The following is a 21564-nucleotide window of genomic DNA, read 5'->3' on the forward strand; positions in this document are numbered from 1 at the left end:
CCACGCAGAGCCGGACGATTTGGAGGAATGCGGGCATGAAACATATAGTTAGCAAAGGTAATGAGTCATGCTAACGAACGCCCAGAACTTGCGCAGCGACGCCGCTCTCGCGTCCGCCCTGCGCGTGTCCCTCGCCCGGTTGACGCGACGGATGCGCAAGCAGGCCGCGCACCACTCACTGACGCCCACACAGCTCGCGACGCTCGTCGCCGTCGAGCGCCACACCGCAATGACCCCCGGCGAGCTCGCGGAGCACGAGAAGGTGCAGCCGCCCTCGATGACCCGCGTGATCGCCAAGCTGGAGGAGCGCGGCCTGCTGGAACGCAGCCCCCATCCGACCGATCGCCGGCAGGTGACGGTGCGGGTGACGGCCCAGGGGGCGGCGCTGCTCAAGGAGGAACGCCGGACGAAGGAAGCCTGGCTGGCGCAGCGGCTCAAGGACCTGACGCCGGAGGAACGGGCGACGTTGCGCGCGGCGGCGCCGATCCTGGAGAAGCTGTCCACGATGTAGGCGGCATGTTCCGCTCGCTGCGGAACTACAACTACCGCCTGTTCGCCTCCGGCGGCGTCGTCTCCAACGTCGGCACCTGGATGCAGCGCACCGCTCAGGACTGGCTGGTCCTCGACCTCGCGCACGGCCGCGGCTCGGCGCTCGGCGTCACCGTGGCGCTGCAGTTCCTGCCGACGATGCTGTTCGGGATGTTCGGCGGGGTGATCGCGGACCGTTACCCCAAGCGCCGGATCCTCATGGCCGCCCAGACCCTCATGGGGCTGCTGGCGCTCACCATGGGCGTGCTGGTCCTCACGGGGACGGCCCAGGTCTGGCACGTGTACGCCATGGCGTTCACGCTGGGCCTGGTGTCCTGTGTCGAGGTGCCCACGCGGCAGTCGTTCGTGGTCGAGATGGTGGGGCGCCGGGACCTGCCCAACGCCATCGCGCTGAACAGCTCGACCTTCAACCTCGCCCGGGTCGTCGGCCCGGCGGTGGCCGGCCTGCTGATCTCCTGGATGGGCACCGGTCCGATCTTCGTGCTGAACGCGGTGTCGTTCGCCGCCGTGATCACCGGGCTCGCGCTCATGCGGGCGTCCGAGCTGCGCTCGCCGGAGCCGGTGCCACGGGGCAAGGGGCAGTTGCGGGAGGGCCTGCGCTATGTCGGCGGCCGCCCCGACCTGTTGCTGCCGCTGCTGCTCGTGGCGTTCATGGCGATCTTCGCGCAGAGCTTCTCGACCAGCATCGCGCTGATGGCCAAGCAGGCGTTCGGCGCGGGCGCGTCCTCCTTCGGCGTGGCGTCCAGCGCGTTCGCCGTCGGGGCGTTCGGCGGGGCGCTGCTGGCCGCGCGCAGGCTCAAGCCGAGCCCCCGCTTCCTGATCGCCGGGGCGCTGTGCTTCGGGCTGTTCCAGGTCGCCGCCGGTCTCGTCCCCGGATACCCGGCCTTCCTGCTGATGCTCGTCCCCGCGGGCATGGCGATGATCACGGTCAACACGACCGCGAACACGATCGTGCAGCTCGGCGCCTCGCCCGAGATGCGCGGCCGCGTGATGGGCATCTATGTGCTGGTCTTCACCGGGGGAGCCCCGATCGGATCCCCGCTGGTCGGCTGGCTCGCCGAACTGGCCGGTCCCCGGGTCTCGGTCGTGGCCGCCGGCGTGCTGAGCATGTGCGGCGTCTGCCTGGCGGTGCTGGTGACCCGGATGGTCGCGGCACGCGTGGCTGCCAGGGAAGAATCGGCACGTGAGCAGATTGTTCGTGGCGCTGCTGCCGCCGCCTGAGGCGCTGGCGGAGATCGCCACGGCGGTCGAGCCCGTACGTGCCGAGTGGACGGAGCTGCGCTGGGTCGACCCCGCGCTGTGGCACGTGACCGTGGCCTTCCTCGGCGAGGTGCCCGACGATGTCCTGCCCGAGCTGCGCGTACGGCTGGCCCGGGCGGCCGGCCGCTATTCCCCCGAGACGGTGTCGTTCGGCGGCGCCGGGGCCTTTCCCTCCGCCTCCCGCGGACGCATCTTCTGGGTCGGCCTGGACGCCGGACCGGCACTGACCCGGCTCGCGGGCTCGGTGGCGGCCGGGGCCCGGCGGGCCGGGGCGGCGGAGACGGACCGCAAGCGGTTCCATCCCCATCTCACCCTGGCCCGTTCGAGAACCCGGTCACGCCACGGCGACGACCTGCGCCCCCTGGTCGGCGCCCTGAGCGCCTTCGGCGGACGGCGCTGGGAGGTGTCGTCGGTGCACCTCGTACGCAGCCACACCGGGGCGAGCGTGCGGTACGAGCAGGTCGAGGCGTACCCATTGGCAGTCCGCGACTAGGCTCCATGGCGTGGATCGTCCTCGTCGCTGGCTGTTGCCCACGGTGCTCGCGCTGCTCGTGCTCATCGTGATCGTCGGCGCACTCCTCAACACCGCCTGATCACCAGGCGTACTCCTCGGGGGCGGTCTTGAAGCCGGGGAAGATCTCGTCGAGCCGGGCGAGTGCCTTGTCGTCCAGCTCGATCTCCAGTGCCCGGATCGTGCCGTCGAGCTGCTCGACCGTGCGGGGGCCGATGATCGGCGCGGTGACCGCCCGCTGGTGCAGCAGCCACGCCAGTCCGACGTTGGCCGGGTCCTCGCCGAGCTCGTCGCAGAACGCCTCGTACCGCTCGATCTTGTCGCGGTGCTTGTCGAGCTGGGCAGCGATCATGTCGGACGCCGAACGGCCCTTGTCGATCTTGCGCAGGATGCCGCCGAGCAGGCCGCCCGCCAGCGGGCTCCACGGGATCAGCCCGAGGCCGTAGTCCTCGCAGGCCGGGATGACCTCCAGCTCGGGCGCGCGGACGAGCAGGTTGTAGTGGGACTGCTCGCTGACCAGGCCGAGGGTGTTCCGGCGGCGGGCCGACTCCTGGGCCTTGGCGATGTGCCAGCCGGCGAAGTTCGACGAGCCGACGTACAGGATCTTGCCCTGCTGCTTGAGGATGTCCATGGCCTCCCAGAACTCGTCGAACGGGGTGTCCCGGTCGATGTGGTGGGCCTGGTAGACGTCGATGTAGTCGGTCTGCATGCGGCGCAGCGAGGCCTCCGCCGCCCGCCGGATGTTCAGCGCGGACAGCTTCTCCTCGTTCGGCCAGTCGCCCATCGAGCCGTACAGCTTGGTGGCGATGACCGTACGCTCACGACGGCCGCCGCCCTGGGCGAACCAGCGGCCGATGATGTTCTCGGTGATCCCCTCGCCCTTCTTCCAGCCGTAGACGTTGGCCGTGTCGAAGAAGTTCAGGCCGAGCTCGTGAGCGCGATCCATGATCGCGAACGAGTCCTCTTCCGTGGTCTGCGGACCGAAGTTCATGGTCCCCAGGCAGAGCTTGCTGACCAGCAGGCCGGTGCGGCCAAGGTGTCCGTATTCCATGCCCCCACCCTAGGTACCTGGAGTGGACTCCAGTCGAGCCCGGCGCGCGTCAGATCCGGTAGTCCCAGGCGAGGCGGCCCTCGTTCAGGTCGTCGGCGAGGCCTCGCACGAACTCCAGCTCCGTGGCGATCTGGGCCCGCTGATACTCGGACTCCACGAGGAAGAGGCGGGGCACGAAGCTCAGGCTGTCGGCCATCTCGGCGTCGAGCGCGGACAGCCGCCCCTCCAGCGCCGCGATCCGCTGCCGCAGCGCGGCCCGCACCTCCTCCGGCGTGAGCACGGGCAGGAAGGCGAGCGCGGCGGGGAACTCGGGAAACTCCCGTGCAGGGGTGGACAGCATGGTCCGCATCCACTGCTTGAGCGTCTCCCGGCCCAGCTCGGTGGCCTCGTAGACGGTGCGTTCCGGCCGGTTCTCCTCGCGGGTGGTCTCGCGGACCGCCAGCAGCCCGTCGCGGAGCAGGCGCTCGATCGTCTGGTAGACGCTGTTGCGCTGCGCCACGTTGACCACGTCGTCCTGGTGCCGCTCCTTGATCAACTGCTGCATCCGGTACGCGTGCATCGGCGACTCGCAGACCAGGGCGAGCACGGCCGTGGCCAGGGGAGAACGCCGTGTGGACATGGCGCCCATCATAGAGGTCTTGCCGCAAAATAGTCATAATATGTATAGTCATTGCATGACCAAGAAAGCTCTGATCATCGGCGGCGGGATCGCGGGTCCCGTGACGGCCATGGCGCTGCGGCGCGCCGGAATCGACAGCGAGATCTTCGAGGCCTACGACCGGGGCGCCGAGGGTGTCGGCTCCTTCCTCACGCTCGCGCGCAACGGCCTGGAGGCCCTGCGGCTGCTCGATCTGCGCGACCTCGTCTGCGACCTCGGCATGGACACACCGTTCATGGAGATGCGCAACGCCCGCGGCAGGCTGCTGGCGACCACGAGCCAGCCGAGCCGTTCGCTCCGGCGCGCCGACCTCTACCGGGAACTGCGCGACGAGGCCGTACGGCGCGGTGTACCCATCCACTACGGCAAGCGGCTCGCCGACGCCTCGGCCACCCCGAACGGGGTGCGCGCGGTCTTCGCGGACGGCAGTGAGGCCGAAGGCGACCTGCTGGTGGGCGCCGACGGGCTGCGTTCGCGCACCCGCGCCCTCATCGACCCCGACGCCCCCCGCGCCCGGTACGTCGGGCTGCTGAACACGGGCGGCTTCGTCGAGGGGGTGCGGGTGCCGGGCAGGCCGGGGGGCTACTACTTCGTCTTCGGCAGGCGGTGCTTCTTCGGGTATCTGATCCACCCGGACGGAGAGGTGTGGTGGTTCGCCAATCCGCCGAGCCGCAGGGAGCCCACGCGGGAGGAGCTCGCCGCGATCACCCCGGATCGGTGGCGGGCCCGCCTCATGGACCTGTTCGAGGGCGACACCGGGCCGATGCGGGAGATCATCGCCGCGACCCCGCACATCCTGCCCGGCTGGACCACCTACGACTTCCCGACCGTGCCGAAGTGGTTCACCGAGCGCATGGTCCTCGTCGGGGACGCCGCCCACGCCACCTCGCCGTCCTCCGGACAGGGCGCGTCGATGGCGATCGAGGACGCCGTGGTGCTGGCCAAGTGCCTGCGCGACCTGCCGGACACCGCGGACGCGTTCGCCGCCTTCGAGCGGCTGCGGCGCGAGCGGGTCGAGCGCGTCGTCGCGCAGGGCAAGCGCAACGGGGACGGCAAGGCGCCGGGCGCCGGCGGGGCCTTCGTCCGCGACCTGATCCTTCCCGTGATCATGCGGCAGGTGGAGAAGCGGAACGCGCTGGCCTGGATGTACGACCACCGCATCGCCTGGGACGAGCGCGTCACGGCTTAATTGACTGATCGTTCTCATATGGCTTAGAGTTCAGGGCATGGCGAGGACCAAGGAGTTCGACCCCGACGTCGCGCTGGGGCGGGCCCTGAACCTGTTCTGGCGCCGCGGATACGAGGCCACGTCGATGGCCGACCTGGTCGAGCATCTCGGCATCGGCCGCGCCAGCCTGTATGCCACCTTCGGCGGCAAGCACGACCTTTACGTGAAGGCGCTGGAGCGGTACGCGCAGATGTGCGACCCGAACCTGGTCGAGATGCTGTCGCAGCCCGGTCCCGCCCTGCCGGCCGTGCGGGCCCTGGTCGAGCGCTACACCGAGGACTCGATCCGCGATCCCGACCGGCGCGGCTGCATGGTCGTGAACGCGGCCACCGAACTCATGCCCGACGACGAGCCGGTCGCCCGGCTCGTCGAGGCCAGTTGGACGAGCCTGGAGACGGCGCTGACCTCGGCGCTCATTCGCGCCCGGGCCCAGGGGGAGATCTCCGCCGACGCCGACCCTCGGGCGCTGGCGCGGTTCGTGCTCGTCTTCCTGCAGGGGCTGCGGGTGATGGGGAAGAGCCGCGGCGACCCCGCGCGCATCCGCGACGCCGCCGCCCACGCCCTCGCGATGCTCCGCTGATCTCTCCGTGGAAAGAGGAGTGCGCTTTTCATGCCTTCATTCTTGACTGATCAGTCTAGAAATACGGCGGCGTTCGCCGTGCTCGGCGGTGCGCAGGTCACGCTGGTCGCGGCGATCACTCTCCTCACCGTGCCGCTGCCGGCCGTCCAGCGGGAGTTCGGCCTCGGACAGGGAGACCTGGCGCTGCTGACCTCGGCGTACGGGCTGACCTTCGGCGGGCTGCTGCTCCTCGGGGGCAAGCTCGCCGACCGGTGGGGCGCCCGGGAGGTGTTCCTCGCCGGGATGGCCCTGCTCGCACTGGCGTCGGCGGTGGGCGGGCTGGCTCCGGACCACGCCGTCCTGCTCGCCGCGCGCTTCGCCCAGGGAGTGGGCGCCGCGATGGCCGCCCCCGCGGCCGTCTCCCTGGTGACGCGGCTCCGCCCGGACGTCCGGCAGCGTGAGCGCGCTCTGGCCGTGTGGGGCACCCTGTCGGTCACCGGGGCCGTCGCCGGCAGCCTGCTGTCCGGCCTCGTCGCAGCCGTGAGCTCGTGGCGCTGGTCGTTCCTCCTGCCCGCCGCCGTCGGCGTCGCGGCCGTGGCCGCCGGGGCCTTCCTGCTGCCGTCCGCGCCTCGTGCGGAGGTCCGCCTCGACGTGCCCGGTGCGCTGCTCGCCACGGCGGGGCTGGTGACGTTCGCCTACGGCCTGCTGGAGGGCGCGACGGCCGTCACCGTCACCGGACTGCTGCTGACGTCCGGTTTCTTCGTCCTTCAGACGAGGTCGCCGCGGCCGCTGCTGCCGCCCCGGCTCGTGGCACACCGCCGCAGGGGCGCCGCCCTGCTCGTCGTCTTCGTCACGGCGGCCGCCAGCGCGACGACCACGTTCCTGCTCAGTCTCCACATGCAGCAGGTGCGCGGGATGTCGCCGATCTCCACGAGCCTGGCCTTCCTGCCCTTTCTCCTGGTCGTGGTCATGGGGCCGGTGAGCGGCCGCCTGCTGCGCCGCTTCGGCGTGCGGCGCGTGCTGGTCGCCGGGTTGCTTCTCGCGGCGGTGTCGATGCTGCTGCTCGGCAATGTCGCGGCCGGCGGAAGCGTGCTCGCCGGGCTGCTGGTCTTCCCGGTGGCCTCGGGACTGGCCTTCTCCGGCGCCACCGTGGCGGCCCTCGACGACGTGCCCGCCGAGGACGCGGGGGCGGCCGGGGGACTGGTCAACACCGCCATGGAGGCGGGGCCGACGGTGGGCCTCGCCGTACTCGTGGCGCTCGCCGAGGCCCGCGCGGGCCACGTATCGGCGGGCGGCGCCCGGGCCGTGACCGAGGGCTACGGATTCGCCCTCACCGCCATGGCCCCGGTCTTCCTTCTCACGGCGGCGGCGGTCGCCGTCGCGTTCACCCGAACAGCCCTCACCCGAACAGTCCTCACCCGGACAGCCCTCACGCAGACAAGGGAGCGATAAATGAGATTCACGGACAAGGTCGTGCTGGTCACCGGAGCGGGTTCCGGCGTCGGGCGGGCGCTCGCCCAGGGGTTCGCCCGGGAGGGCGCCACCGTCGTGGCCGCCGCACGGAGCCCGGAGGCGCTGGAGCAGACCGTCAAGCTGATCGAGGCCGAGGGCGGCCGGGCCGCCGCGATCACGGTCGACGTGACCGACTCGGCCGCCGTGGCCCGGCTCGTCGGCGAGATCGTCGCCCGGTTCGGCCGCCTCGACGTCGCGGTCAACAACGCCGGGATCTTCGCGGCGGGCACCGTCGTGGACATGCCGGAGGAGGACTGGGCACGTGTCCTCCAGGTCAACACGACGGGCGTCTTCCTCGCGTTGAAGCACGAGATCGCCGCGATGCGCGCCCAGGGATCGGGCGTGATCGTGAACATCGCGTCGAACATCGGGGCCCACACGCGCCGGGCCGGGCTGAGCGCATACGCCGCGTCGAAGGCGGCCGTCAGTGCCCTGACCCGTACGGCGGCGCTGGAGTGCATCGGGGACGGTATCAGGATCAACGCGGTCAGCCCGGGGCCGCTGGACACCGACATGTCCAAGCGCCCCGGCGAGACCGAGGACGACCGGGCCGCCCGGATGAGGGAGTCGCTGCCGATCGGCCGCGTCGGCACCCTCGACGAGATCACCGGCACCGTGCTCTGGCTCGCCTCGGACGACGCCGGCTTCGCGGTGGGGCTCGATCTGGTGCTCGACGGCGGCGCCTCAGCCTGACCCCTCATGGCCCCTCGGCCGCGGCGGCGGTCGCGCGGGCGTAGCGGGCGGTGAGGGCGCGCAGGTGGTCGACCAGTTCCGGCGGGCCGGTGACCTCGAAGTCGAGGTCGAGCAGGCCGAGGTGGACGGCGAGCGAGTTCACGGTGTCGGCTCCCGTCGCGAGCACGCAGGTATGGCCGTCGACGTCCTCCACGACGCCGACGGCGGGGTTGATCCGCGCGGCGACCTCCTCGGCCGGGGCGTGGACGAGCACCCGGGCGCGGTGCCGCCAGGCCGCCGACGACACGCCCCGGGCGACGTACGCCGCCGCTCCGCCCTCCGGCGGGTCGCGGGGCGGGAAGCGCGGGCCGGTGGGAGTGCGCGGCGCGATGCGGTCCACCCGGAACGTGCGCCAGTCGTCGCGGTCGACGTCCCAGGCCACGAGGTACCACCGGCGCCCCCAGGACACGAGCCGGTACGGCTCGGCCACCCGGACGCCGGAGGAGCCGTCGTGGCCGCGATAGTCGAACCGCAGCCGTTCTCGGTCGCGGCAGGCCGCGGCCAGCACGCTCAGCACGGCCGGGTCGACCGCCGGACCCGGCCGATCGGGCGGCACCGGTTCGGTGTAGGTCTGCAGGGCCCCGACGCGGCGGCGCAGGCGGGACGGCAGCACCTGTTCGAGCTTGGCGGCGGCGCGCTCGGCCGCCTCCTCGACGCCCGTCACGCCGGCGGCGGCCCGCAGCCCGATCGCCGCGGCCACCGCCTCCTCGTCGTCGAGGAGCAGGGGCGGCATCGCCGTCCCCGCGACCAGCCGGTAGCCGCCGTCCGTGCCCCGGGTGGACTCCACCGGATAGCCGAGTTCGCGCAGCCGGTCGACGTCGCGGCGCACCGTCCGCTCACTCACGCCGAGCCGTTCGGCCAGGATCGCGCCGGGCCAGTCGCGCCTGGCCTGGAGCAACGACAGCAGGCGCAGCAGCCGCGCCGAGGTTTCCAGCATGTCCTCAGTCTGACGGCGCTTCAGGACAGAAGCTGTCCGGAAGGGTCCGTACTGTCGGTGTCATGAGCGACAACACGCCTCCGATCAGGCCTTTCCGCATCGACGTCCCCCAGGCCGACCTCGACGACCTGAAGGACCGGCTCGCCCGGACCCGCTGGCCCGACGAGATCCCCGGAGCGGGATGGGACTACGGCATGCCGGTCGCGTACGTGAAGCGGCTGGCCGAGTACTGGAGGGACGGGTACGACTGGCGTGCCCACGAGGCCGAGATCAACCGGTATCCGCAGTTCGTCACCGAGATCGACGGGCAGGACATCCACTTCCTGCACGTGCGGTCGCCGCACGACAATGCCCTCCCCCTGATCCTGACCCACGGCTGGCCGGGCTCGATCGTGGAGTATCTCAAGGTCATCGAACCGCTGACGAACCCCGAGGACCCGGCGCGGGCGTTCCACCTGGTGATCCCGTCGCTGCCCGGCTTCGGCTTCTCCGGCCCGACGAGAGAGCGGGGCTGGAACCGGTTCCGTACGGCCCGGGCCTGGGCGGAGCTCATGCGCAGGCTCGGCTACGACCGGTACGGCGCCGTGGGCAACGACGGCGGCTCGTTCGTCTCGCCCGAGGTGGGCCGGGTGGACCCCGAGCACGTCGTCGGCGTCCACGTCACGCAGATCTACTCCTTCCCCTCCGGCGACCCGGCCGAGATGGCGAACCTCACCGACGAGGAGCGGAAGGGGCTGGAGATGCTGCGGTGGTTCTCCGAGAACAAGATGTCGTTCAACATGGTCCACTCGCAGCAGCCGCAGACGCTGTCGTACGGGATCTTCGACTCGCCGGCCGGGCTGCTGGGCTGGAACACCCAGTTGTTCGGTGAGGACGTCGACGACGACTTCATCCTGACCAACACGATGCTCTACTGGGCGACCGGCACCGCCACGTCGGCGACGCGGTTCTACTACGAGGACGCGCACGCCGAGCATCCCACGGAGCCGACGACGGTCCCGCTCGGCCTGGCGATGTTCGAGGGCGACTTCGTGTCGATGCGCACCTTCGCCGAGCGCGATCACAAGAACATCGTCCACTGGCGGTCCTACGACGCGGGCGGCCACTACGCCGCCCATCTGCGGCCGGAGGTGCTCGCCGCCGATCTGCGCGACTTCTACGACAGTCTGCGGTGAAGCGGCGCATATCCGGTTCTTGACCTGATCCGGGGCGTGCGTGGGAATGCCGGTCGCCGCACGCGGAGCGGGCATCGGGAATGATGACCACATGGGGCGAGCAACGGGGCGGACGCGGACGAGACGGATTTCGCGGGCCGTCCTCGCTCTCCTCGCGGTCGCGGGCGCGGCGCTCCCCGGAACGGCGGCGCGGGCCGACGTCACAAAGCGGGCCGACGTCACGAGGCGGGCCGACGACGGGGACAAACCGCTGTTCCGGATCCGGGACGAGCGCGTCGGCGAGTCGAGCGGCCTCGCCGTCTCACCCACGCACAAGGGCATCGTCTACACGCACAACGACAGCGGCAACGGCCCGCAGATCTACGCGATCGGCCCGGACGGCCGTACGCGGGCGACCTTCACGATCGGGAACGCCGAGGCCAGGGACTGGGAGGCCATCGCGGCCTCCACCGACCGCACGACCGGCCGCGGGGTGCTGTGGATCGCCGACATCGGCGACAACCTCGACACCTGGCCGGACGTGTCCGTCTACAAGGTCGCCGAGCCGCGGACGATGGCGGACGCGACGCTGCGGGCCACGCGGTATCGCTTCCGGTACGCCGACGGCCCCCGCAACGCCGAGGGGCTGATGGTGAATCCCCGCACCGGCCGGTTGTACGTCGTCAGCAAGGAGATCTCCGGGGGTGTCTACGCCGCCCCGGCGAAGCTGCGCACCGACACGGTGAACGTCCTGCGCCGGGTGGGGCCCGCGCCCATCATGGCCACCGACGCGGCGTACGCACCCGACGGGTCGAGCTTCGTCATCCGCACGTACTTCTCGGCGTCCGTCTATCGGTCGCCGGGGAAGCTGCTCGCGCACGTCACGATGCCGCCGCTCGACCAGGCCGAGTCGATCGCGTACACCCGGGACGGCAGGGCGCTGCTCGCCGGGAGCGAGGGGAGCAACAGCCCGGTCTACCGGGTGCCGCTGCCGGCCGCCGCGCTCCCGAGCCCCTCACCCCGTCCGAGCGCCCGGAGCTCCGCCCGGCCGCGCGCGGTCGCGGCGCCGAGCGAGGCGGCCGCCGCGGACGACCTGCTCGGCGTGCCGATGCGGGTGTTATGGGTCGCGGTCGCCCTGGGCGCGATCGGGATCATCGCGTTCATCGCCTACCGCACGGGCCGCTGACCGACGCGGGACCCGTCCGCGACCGTGTGCGCCCTGGCTTGGCACCGGATGCACGTGGTCAACGACCGGGCCCGCTCATGCGAAGGGCCGGGCCGCCGTTCCCGGCGACACCCGGCCCGGAGCGCGCCGCGAGAGTCAGCTCCGCGCGTAGAGGCGGTGCACGAACTCCGCGAGCTTGCTGTCGGGTAGCTCCTTGGCCAGGTCGGCCTCGGTGATCATCCCGACGATCCGGTGGTTGTCGATCACCGGCATGCGCTTGATCTGGTGTTCCTCCATCTTCGCCAGGGCGTCCTCGACGCTGGCGCCGGCGTCGACCCACACGAGGCCACGGGCGAGCTCGCTCGCCGTGGTCTGGTCGAGGTCCTTGCCCTCGGCGCAGCATTTGATCACGATGTCGCGGTCGGTGATGATGCCCTTGAGCCGGTCGTCGTCCCCGCAGATGGGCAGGGCGCCCACGCTCATGTCGCGCATCATCTCCGCGGCCCTGCGCAGGCTCTCGTGCTCGCCGATGCACTCGGCGCCCTCGTGCATGACCTGGCCGGCGGTCTTGTTCACTCCCTCTGTGGTCATGTCTAACCCCCGATTCCCCCTTTTGGGCGGTTATGCCCCATCTGTCCGGAAATAAGAGCGCGTTCACAGCCGGGGTAGGAAGTGTTCGCCGCGCAGGGCGCGCTCCACGAGCGCGATCGACTCGGCCAGTCGCACGAGCCGGGGGCCCTCCTGACGGTAGGCGTCGAGGACCGCCTCGATCGCGTGTGGGGGCAGGTGCTCCTTCAGGTCGACCGCCGCTCCGCGATACCCCTCCCGCGCCGCCTGGATCGAGGCCGCCACCTGCTGACGGGCCATCCGGGCGAGCGCGAGCGGATGGCGGCGCAGCACGCCGTACGCGCGGTAGTCCGGCGGAACCGCGTCGAGCAGCCACGACACGGCCGAGACCGCCCAGTCGGGGCTGCCGGGAGGGCGCACCTCGGGTGGCCAGCCGGGTGGCACGTACACACCGTCATCGTACCGAACACAGGTTCGATCACCGTGGAGCGGCTCCGGCTGAGACAATGTCTCGCATGCTGTCGACAACCGCACGGACATGAGGATCGGGATCGTCGGCGCCGGAATCCTCGGTCTGGCCGTGGCCCGGCAGATGGCGAGGGCGGGCGCCGAGGTGACCGTCCTGGAGAAGGAGCCCCGGATCGCCGCCCACCAGACCGGGCACAACAGCGGGGTCGTGCACGCCGGGATCTACTATCAGCCCGGCTCGCTGAAGGCGACCCTCTGCCGGGAGGGCGCCGCGATGCTGCGCGAGTACTGCGCCGAGCACAGCCTGCCGTACGACGAGGTGGGCAAGCTCGTCGTGGCCTCCACCCGGGCCGAGCTGCCCGGGCTGCGCCGCATCGCCGAACGGGCCAGGGAGAACGGCGTGCCCGGCATCGCCGAACTCGACGCGATCGGCCTGCGGGAGGTGGAACCGCACGCGGTCGGGGTCGCCGCCGTCCACTCGCCGCACACCGCGATCACCGACTTCTCCGCGGTCGCCCGCCGCCTCGCCGCCGACGTGGCCGAGGCCGGCGGGTCCGTACGGCTCTCGCGTCCCGTACGCGCGATCAGGCAGACCACCGACGGGGTGGCGGTGGCGGCCGGGCCGGAGAGGCTCAGCTTCGACCGGCTGATCTCGTGCGCCGGCCTCGGCACCGACCATGTGGCGGATCTGGCCAGGGCGGGCGGCGACGTGCGGATCGTCCCGTTCAGGGGGGAGTACTACCGGCTCGCCGGCTGGGCGCGCGATCTGGTGAGGGGCCTCATCTATCCCGTGCCCGACCCCCGCTATCCCTTCCTCGGGGTCCACCTGACCCGCCGGATCGACGGGGAGGTCCTGGTCGGGCCCAACGCCGTGCCGGCGCTCGCCCTGGAGGGCTACTCGTGGCGCCGGGCCTCGGCCCGCGACCTGCGCGGCATCCTGTCCTGGCCGGGCACCCGGCGCATGGCGGCCGAGCACTGGCACACCGGCCTGCGCGAGGTGTACGGCTCGCTGGCCAAACACGCCTTCGTGTCCGCCGCCCGGCGGTACGTGCCCGCCCTGGTCCCGGCCGATCTCGTACGCACCGGGGGCGGCGTGCGGGCGCAGGCCGTGGCGCGGGACGGCAGGCTGGTCGACGACTTCGTCATCGACGTGCGCGGGCGGATCGTGCTCGTGCGGAACGCGCCCTCACCTGCGGCGACGAGCAGCCTCGCGATCGCCAGACATATCGCTTTAACGGTTCCCTTAACCAATTAGGTCTAGAGTGCTTCCGCCATGGTCCCTGAATCTCCCGAAGCCCGGCTGCTGATCGTCGAGGACGAGCCGAACATCCTCGAACTGCTCGCGGCCAGTCTCCGGTACGCCGGATTCGAGGTCCACACCGCGTGCAACGGCGGTGAGGCGGTCGCCGCGGCCCAGCGGCACCGCCCGGACCTGATCGTGCTCGACGTCATGCTGCCCGACATGGACGGGTTCGACATCGTCCGCAGACTGCGCGGCGGCGGCACCCACACGCCCGTGGTCTTCCTCACCGCGCGGGACGCCACCGAGGACAAGATCCGCGGCCTGACGCTCGGCGGCGACGACTACGTGACCAAGCCGTTCAGCCTGGAGGAGGTCGTCGCCCGGATCCGGGCCGTGCTGCGCCGCACCGCCGGGGACCCGATGATCACTTCGCCGCGGCTGACCTTCGCCGACATCGAGCTGGACGAGGAGTCCCATGAGGTCTGGCGCGGCGGCCGGGCCGTGTCCCTGTCGCCGACGGAGTTCAAGCTGCTGCGTTACTTCATGTGCAACGCCGGCCGGGTGCTGTCCAAGGCCCAGATCCTCGACCACGTGTGGGACTACGACTTCCGCGGCGACGCCGGGATCGTCGAGTCGTACGTGTCGGTGCTGCGGCGCAAGCTCGACCACGCCCATTCCCGGTCCCACCCCCGGCTCATCCACACGCTGCGCGGCGTCGGTTACGTCATGCGGACACCACCCGCCGGCGCCTGAGCCGTGTCCGGGCGTACGCCGCTGCGGATCCGGCTCAGCGCGGCCATGCTGGCGCTGGTCGCGGTCGCCCTCGCGGCCGTCGGCGTGGGCAGCGTCTCGGTGCTGCGCGACTACCTGGTCAGCCGGGTCGACATGCAGGTCGGCATGCTGGCGCACGAGACGGAGAAACGGCTCGACCGGGGCCCGGCGGCGTTCGCACGGCTCAGGGTGCCGCCCGAGGGCCGGGTGGAGATCCTGGACACCGACGGCAGGACGGTGCTCGCGCAGGCGGGCATGAGCGTGGAGGGTCTGCCGGGCCCCCGCACCGTGACCTCTCAGAACCCGGTGACGGTCTCCGCCGTCTCCGGCGACGGTCTGTGGCGGGCCCGGGTGGTGCCCGTCGAGGGCTTCGGCACGGTCGTCGTCGCGATGGACATGGCCTCGGTCGGGCAGATCACCACGCGGCTCACCCTCATCGAGGCGCTGGTCGGCGGCGCCCTGATGGTCGTGCTCGCCGTCGTCGGCGTCGTGATCGTACGACGCAGCCTGCGGCCCCTGGCGGAGATCGAGGCGACCGCCGAGGCCATCGCCCGGGGGAACCTCGGCAGCCGGATCCCCGACCGCGACCCGCGTACGGAGGTCGGGCGGCTCGCCCGCGCGCTGAACGGCATGCTCGCCCAGATCGAGGCGGCGTTCCAGGCCCGGGCGGCCTCCGAGGCGGCGGCCAGGGAATCCGAGGCCAAGGCGCGCGAGTCGGAGGCGCGCATGCGCCGCTTCGTCGCCGACGCCTCACACGAGCTGCGCACACCGCTCACCTCGATCCGGGGATTCGCCGAGTTCCACCGGCAGGTGCCGGACGCCGACACGACGCGGCTGATGTCGCGGATCGAGAGCGAGGCCGCCCGCATGGGCCTGCTGGTGGAGGACCTCCTGCTGCTCGCCCGGCTCGACCAGCAGCGCCCGCTGCGCATGCAGCCGGTGGACCTGCTGGCCCTGGCGGCCGACGCGGTCCACGACGCCGTCACCCTCTGCCCCGACCGCGAGGTCTCGCTGGCGGTCGAGGGGGACGCGGCGCTGATCGTGTCGGGGGACGAGGTGCGGCTGAGGCAGGTCGTGGGCAACCTGATGAGCAACGCCACCACCCACACGCCCGAAGGAACCCCGATCACTGTCCGCGTCGGCAGCCGGGACGGCACGGCGTTCATCGAGGTGGCGGACAAGGGACCCGGCCTCACTCCCGAGCAGGCCGCCCGGGTCTTCGAGCGCTTCTACCGCGCCGATCCCTCCCGTACGCGGCCGTCCGGTGGCAGCGGACTGGGGCTCGCGATCGTGGAGTCCCTCGTCCGGGTGCACGGCGGCGAGGTCGGCCTGGAGACGGCCCCTGGCGCCGGCGCCGCCTTCCGCGTCACCCTCCCCCTCGCCCCCGAAGCCCGCACCTGACCGCTGTCTTCGGATCGCACCCGGGCGCAGAATCGTGCTCCTGACGGTGTTCTACAAGTCCAGGCCGCGCGACGAGCGTGAGATAGAGAGGGCTCGTCGGGCCCTACGTCGCTGTGTCGAGGCGGCGCACACCGTGGATGAGGAAGAAGAAGCGGTATGAGCGAGCAGGAGAGCTGGCGGGAGCTCCGGAATCGCCGGATGGTCGAGCCCGGAGCGGTCGAAGCCTACGAGGCCGCACGTCTCGCTTATGAACTGGGAAAGACGGTCCGGGCGATGCGGGAGGCGCGGGGCTGGAGCCAGAGTGATCTGGCCCGAACGGCAGGCATGACGCAGTCAGCGGTGGCGCGGTTCGAGGCCGGAGGGACGGTTCCCACCCTGCCTGTCATCGAGCGCCTGGCGAGCGCTCTGGACGCGGATGTCGAGGTCCGTCTGACACCCCGGGCTCCTGCAGCGTGACGTCTGCTGCGCTTTCCCGCACAATCTCTCCCGTACGCGGCCGTCCGGCAAGCGAACGGCTGCCCCTCGTCCACAGGCATGTCGCCGGCGAGCGCGGGCCGTAAGCCGGAGGTCAGGAGGCGGCGGGGAAGCCTTCGTCGGGGAAGGCGGTGGTGGTGCCGGGCAGGGCAACCTGGTCGCCTTCGGAGAGACCGCCCGTGATCTCCACGTAGGTGTCGCCACGCACGCCTATCTTGACCGTCCGCCGCGCCTGCGTCCCGCCGTTGGTCACCGTGACCACGGCCGTGCCGTCGTCCTGGAGGCGTACGGCCTGCGCGGGGACGTAGAGCGCGTCGGCCGCCTCGCCGGTCGTCACCCTCACGGTGGCGCTCTGGCCCAGCAGCATCCGGGCCGGGCGGTTGTTGAGGTCGATAGTCACGCCATAGCGGACGAGCCGGTTCGAGGTGGTCGCGGTCGGATCGACGTGGGCGACCGTTCCCGCGTACTCCCGCCCCGGCTGCGTCGACAGCGTGACGGTGGCCGCCTGACCGGCCTTCAGGAAGCGGATGTCCGACTCGGTGAACATGGCCTGCACCTGCAGGGCGTCGAGGTCGCCGAGCGTGATGAACGCGCCCGAGGTGTAGCGGGAGCCGGTGGTCCCCGCGACGGACAGGATCGTGCCGTCCGCCGGAGCCTTGATTCGCACGCCCGCCAGAGCCTCCTTGGCCTCGGCCAGTTCGGTCGTCGCCTTGCTGACCTGCGCCTCGGCCTGCGCCTCGGTGAGCCGGGCGCCGCCCCCCTGGCCGCCTTGACCGGCCTGTCCCGACGGGCCGCCCTGCTCCGCTTGGCCGTCCTGGCCGCCGCCGAAGCCCGCACGCCCCGGTGCGCCGCCGCCCTGTCCCAGCCGGTTCTGGCCCTGCCGGTTCTGGCCCTGCGAGCCCTGTCCCTGCTGGTTCTGTCCCTGGCCGTCCTGGCCCGGTGCGCAGCTGGGGGAGGCGCCACCGGAGGAGGGGCTCGGCTTCGCGGTCGGTCGCTGCGCCGGCGTCGTGGGCGGGATCGAGACGCTCACCTCGGGGTTCGGCGCGGTCGCGCCGCCGCCCTTGTGGGCCGGATGGTGCGTCCTCGACGGGTGCGGGTGTGACCTGAGCGTGGGCGCCGGACTGGGCTCGGGCGTGGAGCCGCCGTGGTACGCCACCAGGCTGATGCTCGCCGCGCTCGCGCCGCTGTTCGCCGCGGCGGCACCCGGTCGGCTCGACGGCCGGGTGTTCGCGGAAGACCGCGACGAGGGCGGGGAGGAGGGACGCGTGGACGCCTGCCCCGAAGGCCGGGCGGCGGGTGTCGGACACACGACCGGGCCGGCGCCGCTCGGGGTCGCCGCCCCGGAGCCGCCCGCGTTTCCCGACCCGGCTCCCGGGTCGCTTCCGCCGCCGGGGGTCCCGGCCCTGCCCGCGCTGCCAGAGCCGCCCCCGCGGGCGGAGGCCCCGCCCCCGGAGCCGCCCGCGTTCCCCATCCCGGCTCCCGCGCCGGTGCCGCTTGCGCTTTCCGACCCGGCTCCCGCTCCTCCGCCGGACGCGCGGCCTCCGGAGCCGCCCGCACTCGGCGCGGCGGCTCCGCCCGTGGTGGCGGTGCCGTTCTCGACGTCGTCGAGGGTCTCCCGGGCGGCGGCGAGGGCGGCCTTGGCGGCCTCGTAGTTCTCCCTGGCGATGGTGTCGTCGATCCGGGCGAGGACCTTGCCGCGGCGGACCTTCTGGCCCACCTTGACGTAGACCTTCTCGACCGTGCCCTCCGCTCCGAACGTGAGATCGCGCACGCCGGTGTCGACCGTGGTGCCGGCGGCCGAGACGTACGAGGTGACCGTGCCCCGCCTGACCGAGGCGAGCGCTATCCGGTCGGCCACGGAGGTGTCGCCGCCCCTGGCGGAGATCACGGCGACGCTCGCGATGACGATCCCCGCCAGCGCGAGCCCTCCGACACGAAGTGGAGTGCTCGATCTCATGGCGGACATCCTGCTGACGTCACGTGACCGGTGGCTTGGCCGTACCTGAGAGTTGTCTGTGGATGCGGGATCGGATGCGGACTGTCAGGAAACCCTCAGCATCGGCCTAGGTTGCCCGAAGCGGGGTTTGCCAGGGTTCCACGTCGTGAAGCTGTCGACGAAGCGCAGGACACTGATCGTCAACGGTGTCCTGGTGGTGCTGCTGCTCGGCGGGATCGCGGCGGCCTGGGCGTCCGTGGGAGGCGACTCCTCCGGTGACGGCGCCGCGCCGCTGACGACCCGGGTGACCCGCGGGACCGTGCTCGCCTCGGTATCGGCCTCCGGTTCCGTCGAGAGCGCCAGGACGCGCGCCCTCGCTTTCTCCGCGAACGGCACCGTCGAGTCCGTCCTGGTCGAGACCGGCGACAAGGTCAAGAAGGGACAGGTGCTCGCGCGCATCGACGACACGGCGGCCCGGGAGAGCCTGGAGGCGGCCCGGGCGAGCCTGGACGCCGCCGAGGAGGCCGACACTTCGACGGCTTCCGGCTACTCGCAGTACATCAACGCGAGGAACGCCTACCGGTCGGCGAAGCGGGCGCTGGCGGGCACCGTGATCAAGGCGCCGTTCGCCGGGGTCGTCACGGCGGTCAACGGCTCTGTCGGCGGTTCCTCGGGCGCGTCCGGCTCCTCAGGCGGATCGGGCGGATCGGGCGGATCCGGCGGATCCGGCGGATCCTCCCAGGGCGGTCAGGGCCAGTCGCAGTCCTCGCAGTCGCAGAGCGGGTCCGGCGGTTTCATCGAGATCGCCGACCCCGCCCGCCTGCGGATCGTGGGGAACTTCACCGAGGCCGACGTCAGCAGGATCAAGGTCGGCCAGGCGGCGACCGTGACCTTCGACGCCCTCGCCGGGGTCACCGCCGCCGGCAAGGTGACGGTGGTCGACCCACAGCCGCAGACCACCAACAACGTCGTCCAGTACGCCGTGACGATCTCCTTGACCAAGGTGCCCTCCACCGTACGGCTCGGGCAGACGGCCACGGCCCGGGTGACCGTGGGCAAGGCGGACGACGCGCTCACGGTGGCGTCCTCGGCGGTCACGACGGCGGGCGGCCAGACCACGGTGACCGTGCTGGAGAACGGCAGGCAGGTCGTGAAGCGGGTGCAGGTCGGCCTCAAGGGCGACACGACCACCGAGATCACGTCGGGACTTCAGGAGGGCGACCAGGTGGTGCGACCCCAGGCATCGACGACCGGCGGAGGCGGCGGCATCCAGTTCCCGGGCGGCGGAGGCGGCTTCGGCCGCGGCTTCGGCGGCGGTGGCGGTGGCGGCAGGGGCGACCGATGACGGCGGGGGAGCCGCCGGTGCTCAACCCCCCCGTTCTCGATCTGGGCCACGTCACCAAGGTGTACGGCGAGGGCGAGACCGCGGTGCGCGCGTTGCGCGGCGTGTCGCTGAGGGTGGAGCGCGGCGACTACGTGGCGATCATGGGCGCCTCCGGCTCCGGCAAGTCCACGCTGATGAACATCATCGGCTGCCTCGACGTTCCTTCCGGGGGGACCTATCACCTCGACGGCACCGACGTCGGCGGGCTCGACGAGCGGCGGCTCGCGGTCGTCCGCAACCGCAAACTCGGTTTCGTCTTCCAGTCGTTCAATCTGATCCCCCGGATGAGCGCCCTCGCCAACGTCGAGCTTCCCCTGGCGTACGGCGGGGTCAAAGCCGCGGAGCGGCGCCGCAGGGCGCTGGCCGCGCTCGACCGGGTCGGGCTCTCCGAGCGCGTCCACCACCAGCCCAACGAGCTGTCCGGCGGCCAGCAGCAACGGGTGGCGGTGGCCCGCGCGCTCGTCACCGCGCCGACCCTGCTGCTGGCCGACGAGCCCACGGGCGCTCTCGACAGCAAGTCCAGCGAGGACGTCATGAACATCTTCGACCGCCTCAGCGTGAGCGGCCGCACCCTGGTCGTCATCACGCACGAGGAGGAGGTCGCCGCGCACGCGAAACGGGTCGTCCGGCTCATGGACGGCCGGATCGTCGAGGACGTACGCACCACGCCGGTCGGCGGGCCGCCCCCGATGCTCGCGGAGGTGGCCTCGTGAACGCCGCGGAGGTCCTGCGTTTCGCCCTGCGCGGCCTGGCCGCCAACAAGATGCGCAGCGCGCTCACCATGCTCGGCATCCTGATCGGCGTCGCCGCGGTGATCCTCCTGGTCGCGGTGGGCGAGGGGTCCTCCCAGCAGATCCAGCAGAACATCCAGCGGCTCGGGGCCAACTCGCTGACCGTCACGCCCTCCACATCCGGTGGCGGCGGCGGGTTCGGCCGCGCGTTCGGCGGGGGAGGCGGGGGAGGCGGTGGCCAGGCCGGGCGGCAGAACAGCGGACCGCGCACGCAGGCCAGGAACCTGACCGTCGACGACGCGCGGGCGCTGGCCGACCCGGCGAACGCCCCCTCGGTCAAGAGCGTCTCGCCGGTCGTCACCGCCCAGTCCCAGACCGCCACGTACGAAGGGGCGAGCCACTCGATCGGCCAGCTCGTGGGCACCTACCCGAGCTACTTCGAGGCGTCCAACAAGCCGGTGGTCAAGGGCGCCTACTTCTACAACGACGACGTGCTCGCCGCGCGCAAGGTCGTGGTGATCGGGCAGACGGTGGCCGAGAACCTGTTCGGGGCGGTCGATCCCCTCGGCAAGCAGATCACGCTGTCGGGCGTGCCGTTCACGGTCGTGGGCGTGCTCAAGGAGGCCGGCTCGTCCGGGTTCCAGGACGCCGACGACGTGGCGATCGCCCCGCTGCCCGCCGTGCAGCAGAGCCTGACCGGATTCGGGCCGCTGGGGCAGATCCTCGTGCAGGCCAGGAGCGCCGAGGCGGTCGACGCCGCGCAGAGCGAGGTGACCGAGGTGCTCAACCAGCGGCACGGCATCACCGGCTCGGCGAGCGCCGACTACCGCATCCTCAACCAGGCGACGCTGCAGGAGACGGTCAGCGCGGCGACCGGGACGTTCACGGTCCTGCTCGGCGCGGTGGCCGCGATCAGCCTGCTCGTCGGCGGCATCGGCATCACCAACATCATGCTCGTCACGGTCACCGAGCGGACGCGGGAGATCGGCATCCGCAAGGCGATCGGCGCGCCCAAGGGCGCCATCCTCGGCCAGTTCCTCGCCGAGGCGACGATGCTCAGCCTCGTCGGCGGCCTGCTGGGCGTGCTGATCGCCGTGATCGGCGCGCAGTTCACGATCGCGGGCGTGCGGCCGGTGATCGTTCCGACGTCGATCGCGCTGGCGCTCGGCGTCTCGGTCGCGATCGGCCTGTTCTTCGGCAGCTATCCCGCCAACCGCGCCGCCGGGCTGCGGCCGATCGAAGCCCTGCGCTTCGAATGACGGCCGGACCCAGG

22 protein-coding genes are annotated in these 21564 nt (G+C 71.8%); 16 read left to right on the forward strand and 6 right to left on the reverse strand.

What is annotated here, in order from left to right:
- The first annotated feature begins 67 nt into the window (after positions 1–67).
- The 3 genes from AB0O28_RS23495 to thpR are packed head-to-tail and all read left to right on the forward strand — an operon-like array spanning position 68 to position 2302.
- The gene (locus tag AB0O28_RS23495) at positions 68–511 is read left to right on the forward strand and encodes a MarR family transcriptional regulator (protein ID WP_363643483.1); all 444 of its coding nucleotides are present in this window, start codon (positions 68–70) and stop codon (positions 509–511) included.
- Positions 512–516: 5 nt separating this feature from the next.
- Positions 517–1770, forward strand: a complete 1254-nt coding sequence (locus tag AB0O28_RS23500) for an MFS transporter (protein WP_363643485.1) — start codon at positions 517–519, stop codon at positions 1768–1770.
- Positions 1733–2302 carry an RNA 2',3'-cyclic phosphodiesterase gene (gene thpR / locus AB0O28_RS23505; RefSeq protein ID WP_363643487.1) on the forward strand — a complete coding sequence of 190 codons (570 nt, stop codon included), beginning with the start codon at positions 1733–1735 and terminating at the stop codon, positions 2300–2302. Before AB0O28_RS23500 ends, thpR begins: the two co-directional genes overlap by 38 nt.
- Before the next feature lie 100 nt (positions 2303–2402).
- Here thpR and AB0O28_RS23510 read toward each other — a convergent pair whose 3' ends face one another.
- Together AB0O28_RS23510 and AB0O28_RS23515 are read right to left on the reverse strand one after the other, a co-directional pair.
- On the reverse strand, positions 2403–3371 hold the full coding sequence (locus tag AB0O28_RS23510) for an aldo/keto reductase (protein ID WP_363643489.1): 969 nt from the start codon (positions 3369–3371) through the stop codon (positions 2403–2405).
- A gap of 49 nt (positions 3372–3420) precedes the next feature.
- The gene (locus AB0O28_RS23515) at positions 3421–3990 is read right to left on the reverse strand and encodes a PadR family transcriptional regulator (RefSeq protein ID WP_363643491.1); all 570 of its coding nucleotides are present in this window, start codon (positions 3988–3990) and stop codon (positions 3421–3423) included.
- A 55-nt stretch (positions 3991–4045) separates the two neighbouring features.
- Between AB0O28_RS23515 and AB0O28_RS23520 the strand changes: the two genes are divergently transcribed.
- From AB0O28_RS23520 to AB0O28_RS23535, 4 genes are read left to right on the forward strand one after another with little or no spacing between them, the layout of a single operon-like run.
- Entirely contained in the window at positions 4046–5218 is a 1173-nt protein-coding gene (locus tag AB0O28_RS23520) for an FAD-dependent monooxygenase (protein WP_363643493.1), read from the forward strand.
- A 37-nt stretch (positions 5219–5255) separates the two neighbouring features.
- Positions 5256–5837 carry a TetR/AcrR family transcriptional regulator gene (locus tag AB0O28_RS23525; RefSeq protein ID WP_363643495.1) on the forward strand — a complete coding sequence of 194 codons (582 nt, stop codon included), beginning with the start codon at positions 5256–5258 and terminating at the stop codon, positions 5835–5837.
- Positions 5838–5879: 42 nt separating this feature from the next.
- A complete protein-coding gene (locus AB0O28_RS23530; protein ID WP_363643497.1) occupies positions 5880–7268 on the forward strand; it encodes an MFS transporter in 1389 nt (462 codons plus the stop codon).
- Complete coding sequence (locus tag AB0O28_RS23535) at positions 7269–8021, forward strand: SDR family NAD(P)-dependent oxidoreductase (protein ID WP_363643499.1); 753 nt, start codon at positions 7269–7271, stop codon at positions 8019–8021. It abuts the gene before it with no gap.
- A gap of 4 nt (positions 8022–8025) precedes the next feature.
- Here the strand turns inward: AB0O28_RS23535 and AB0O28_RS23540 are convergent, their stop codons facing one another.
- The gene (locus AB0O28_RS23540) at positions 8026–8997 is read right to left on the reverse strand and encodes a YafY family protein (RefSeq protein WP_363643501.1); all 972 of its coding nucleotides are present in this window, start codon (positions 8995–8997) and stop codon (positions 8026–8028) included.
- Between the two features lie 62 nt (positions 8998–9059).
- On the opposite strand from AB0O28_RS23540, the gene AB0O28_RS23545 reads away from it, so the two are divergent.
- Both AB0O28_RS23545 and AB0O28_RS23550 read left to right on the forward strand, forming a co-directional pair.
- Positions 9060–10172 (forward strand): epoxide hydrolase family protein, encoded by a 1113-nt coding sequence (locus AB0O28_RS23545; RefSeq protein ID WP_363643503.1) that lies wholly within the window; start codon positions 9060–9062, stop codon positions 10170–10172.
- Between the two features lie 91 nt (positions 10173–10263).
- Entirely contained in the window at positions 10264–11337 is a 1074-nt protein-coding gene (locus AB0O28_RS23550; RefSeq protein ID WP_363643505.1) for a hypothetical protein, read from the forward strand.
- A gap of 135 nt (positions 11338–11472) precedes the next feature.
- Here the strand turns inward: AB0O28_RS23550 and AB0O28_RS23555 are convergent, their stop codons facing one another.
- Together AB0O28_RS23555 and AB0O28_RS23560 are read right to left on the reverse strand one after the other, a co-directional pair.
- A complete protein-coding gene (locus AB0O28_RS23555) occupies positions 11473–11907 on the reverse strand; it encodes a CBS domain-containing protein (protein WP_363643507.1) in 435 nt (144 codons plus the stop codon).
- Between the two features lie 63 nt (positions 11908–11970).
- Entirely contained in the window at positions 11971–12333 is a 363-nt protein-coding gene (locus AB0O28_RS23560; protein ID WP_363643509.1) for a hypothetical protein, read from the reverse strand.
- Between the two features lie 88 nt (positions 12334–12421).
- Here AB0O28_RS23560 and lhgO point away from each other — a divergent pair, with 88 nt between their 5' ends.
- From lhgO to AB0O28_RS23580, 4 genes are all read left to right on the forward strand, one after another.
- Positions 12422–13606 carry an L-2-hydroxyglutarate oxidase gene (lhgO, locus tag AB0O28_RS23565; protein WP_363643511.1) on the forward strand — a complete coding sequence of 395 codons (1185 nt, stop codon included), beginning with the start codon at positions 12422–12424 and terminating at the stop codon, positions 13604–13606.
- An 18-nt stretch (positions 13607–13624) separates the two neighbouring features.
- Positions 13625–14347, forward strand: a complete 723-nt coding sequence (locus AB0O28_RS23570) for a response regulator transcription factor (protein ID WP_363643513.1) — start codon at positions 13625–13627, stop codon at positions 14345–14347.
- Between the two features lie 3 nt (positions 14348–14350).
- Positions 14351–15766, forward strand: coding sequence for a HAMP domain-containing sensor histidine kinase (locus tag AB0O28_RS23575; RefSeq protein WP_363643515.1), 1416 nt, complete (start codon positions 14351–14353; stop codon positions 15764–15766).
- Positions 15767–15922: 156 nt separating this feature from the next.
- Positions 15923–16222 carry a helix-turn-helix transcriptional regulator gene (locus AB0O28_RS23580; protein ID WP_363643517.1) on the forward strand — a complete coding sequence of 100 codons (300 nt, stop codon included), beginning with the start codon at positions 15923–15925 and terminating at the stop codon, positions 16220–16222.
- 112 nt (positions 16223–16334) lie between these two features.
- On the opposite strand, the gene AB0O28_RS23585 is transcribed toward AB0O28_RS23580, so the two are convergent.
- Entirely contained in the window at positions 16335–18197 is a 1863-nt protein-coding gene (locus AB0O28_RS23585) for an efflux RND transporter periplasmic adaptor subunit (protein WP_363643519.1), read from the reverse strand.
- Positions 18198–18342: 145 nt separating this feature from the next.
- On the opposite strand from AB0O28_RS23585, the gene AB0O28_RS23590 reads away from it, so the two are divergent.
- Genes AB0O28_RS23590 through AB0O28_RS23600 form a run of 3 tightly spaced genes read left to right on the forward strand, consistent with a single transcriptional unit; the run spans position 18343 to position 21550 of the window.
- Positions 18343–19521, forward strand: coding sequence for a biotin/lipoyl-binding protein (locus AB0O28_RS23590; protein WP_363643521.1), 1179 nt, complete (start codon positions 18343–18345; stop codon positions 19519–19521).
- The gene (locus AB0O28_RS23595; RefSeq protein WP_363643523.1) at positions 19518–20273 is read left to right on the forward strand and encodes an ABC transporter ATP-binding protein; all 756 of its coding nucleotides are present in this window, start codon (positions 19518–19520) and stop codon (positions 20271–20273) included. The genes AB0O28_RS23590 and AB0O28_RS23595 overlap by 4 nt, the downstream gene beginning before the upstream one ends.
- Positions 20270–21550, forward strand: coding sequence for an ABC transporter permease (locus tag AB0O28_RS23600; RefSeq protein ID WP_363643525.1), 1281 nt, complete (start codon positions 20270–20272; stop codon positions 21548–21550). Before AB0O28_RS23595 ends, AB0O28_RS23600 begins: the two co-directional genes overlap by 4 nt.
- Positions 21551–21564: the final 14 nt, after the last annotated feature.

Origin of the sequence: Microbispora sp. NPDC088329 (assembly GCF_040685655.1) — a bacterium.
Lineage (GTDB): Bacteria > Actinomycetota > Actinomycetes > Streptosporangiales > Streptosporangiaceae > Microbispora.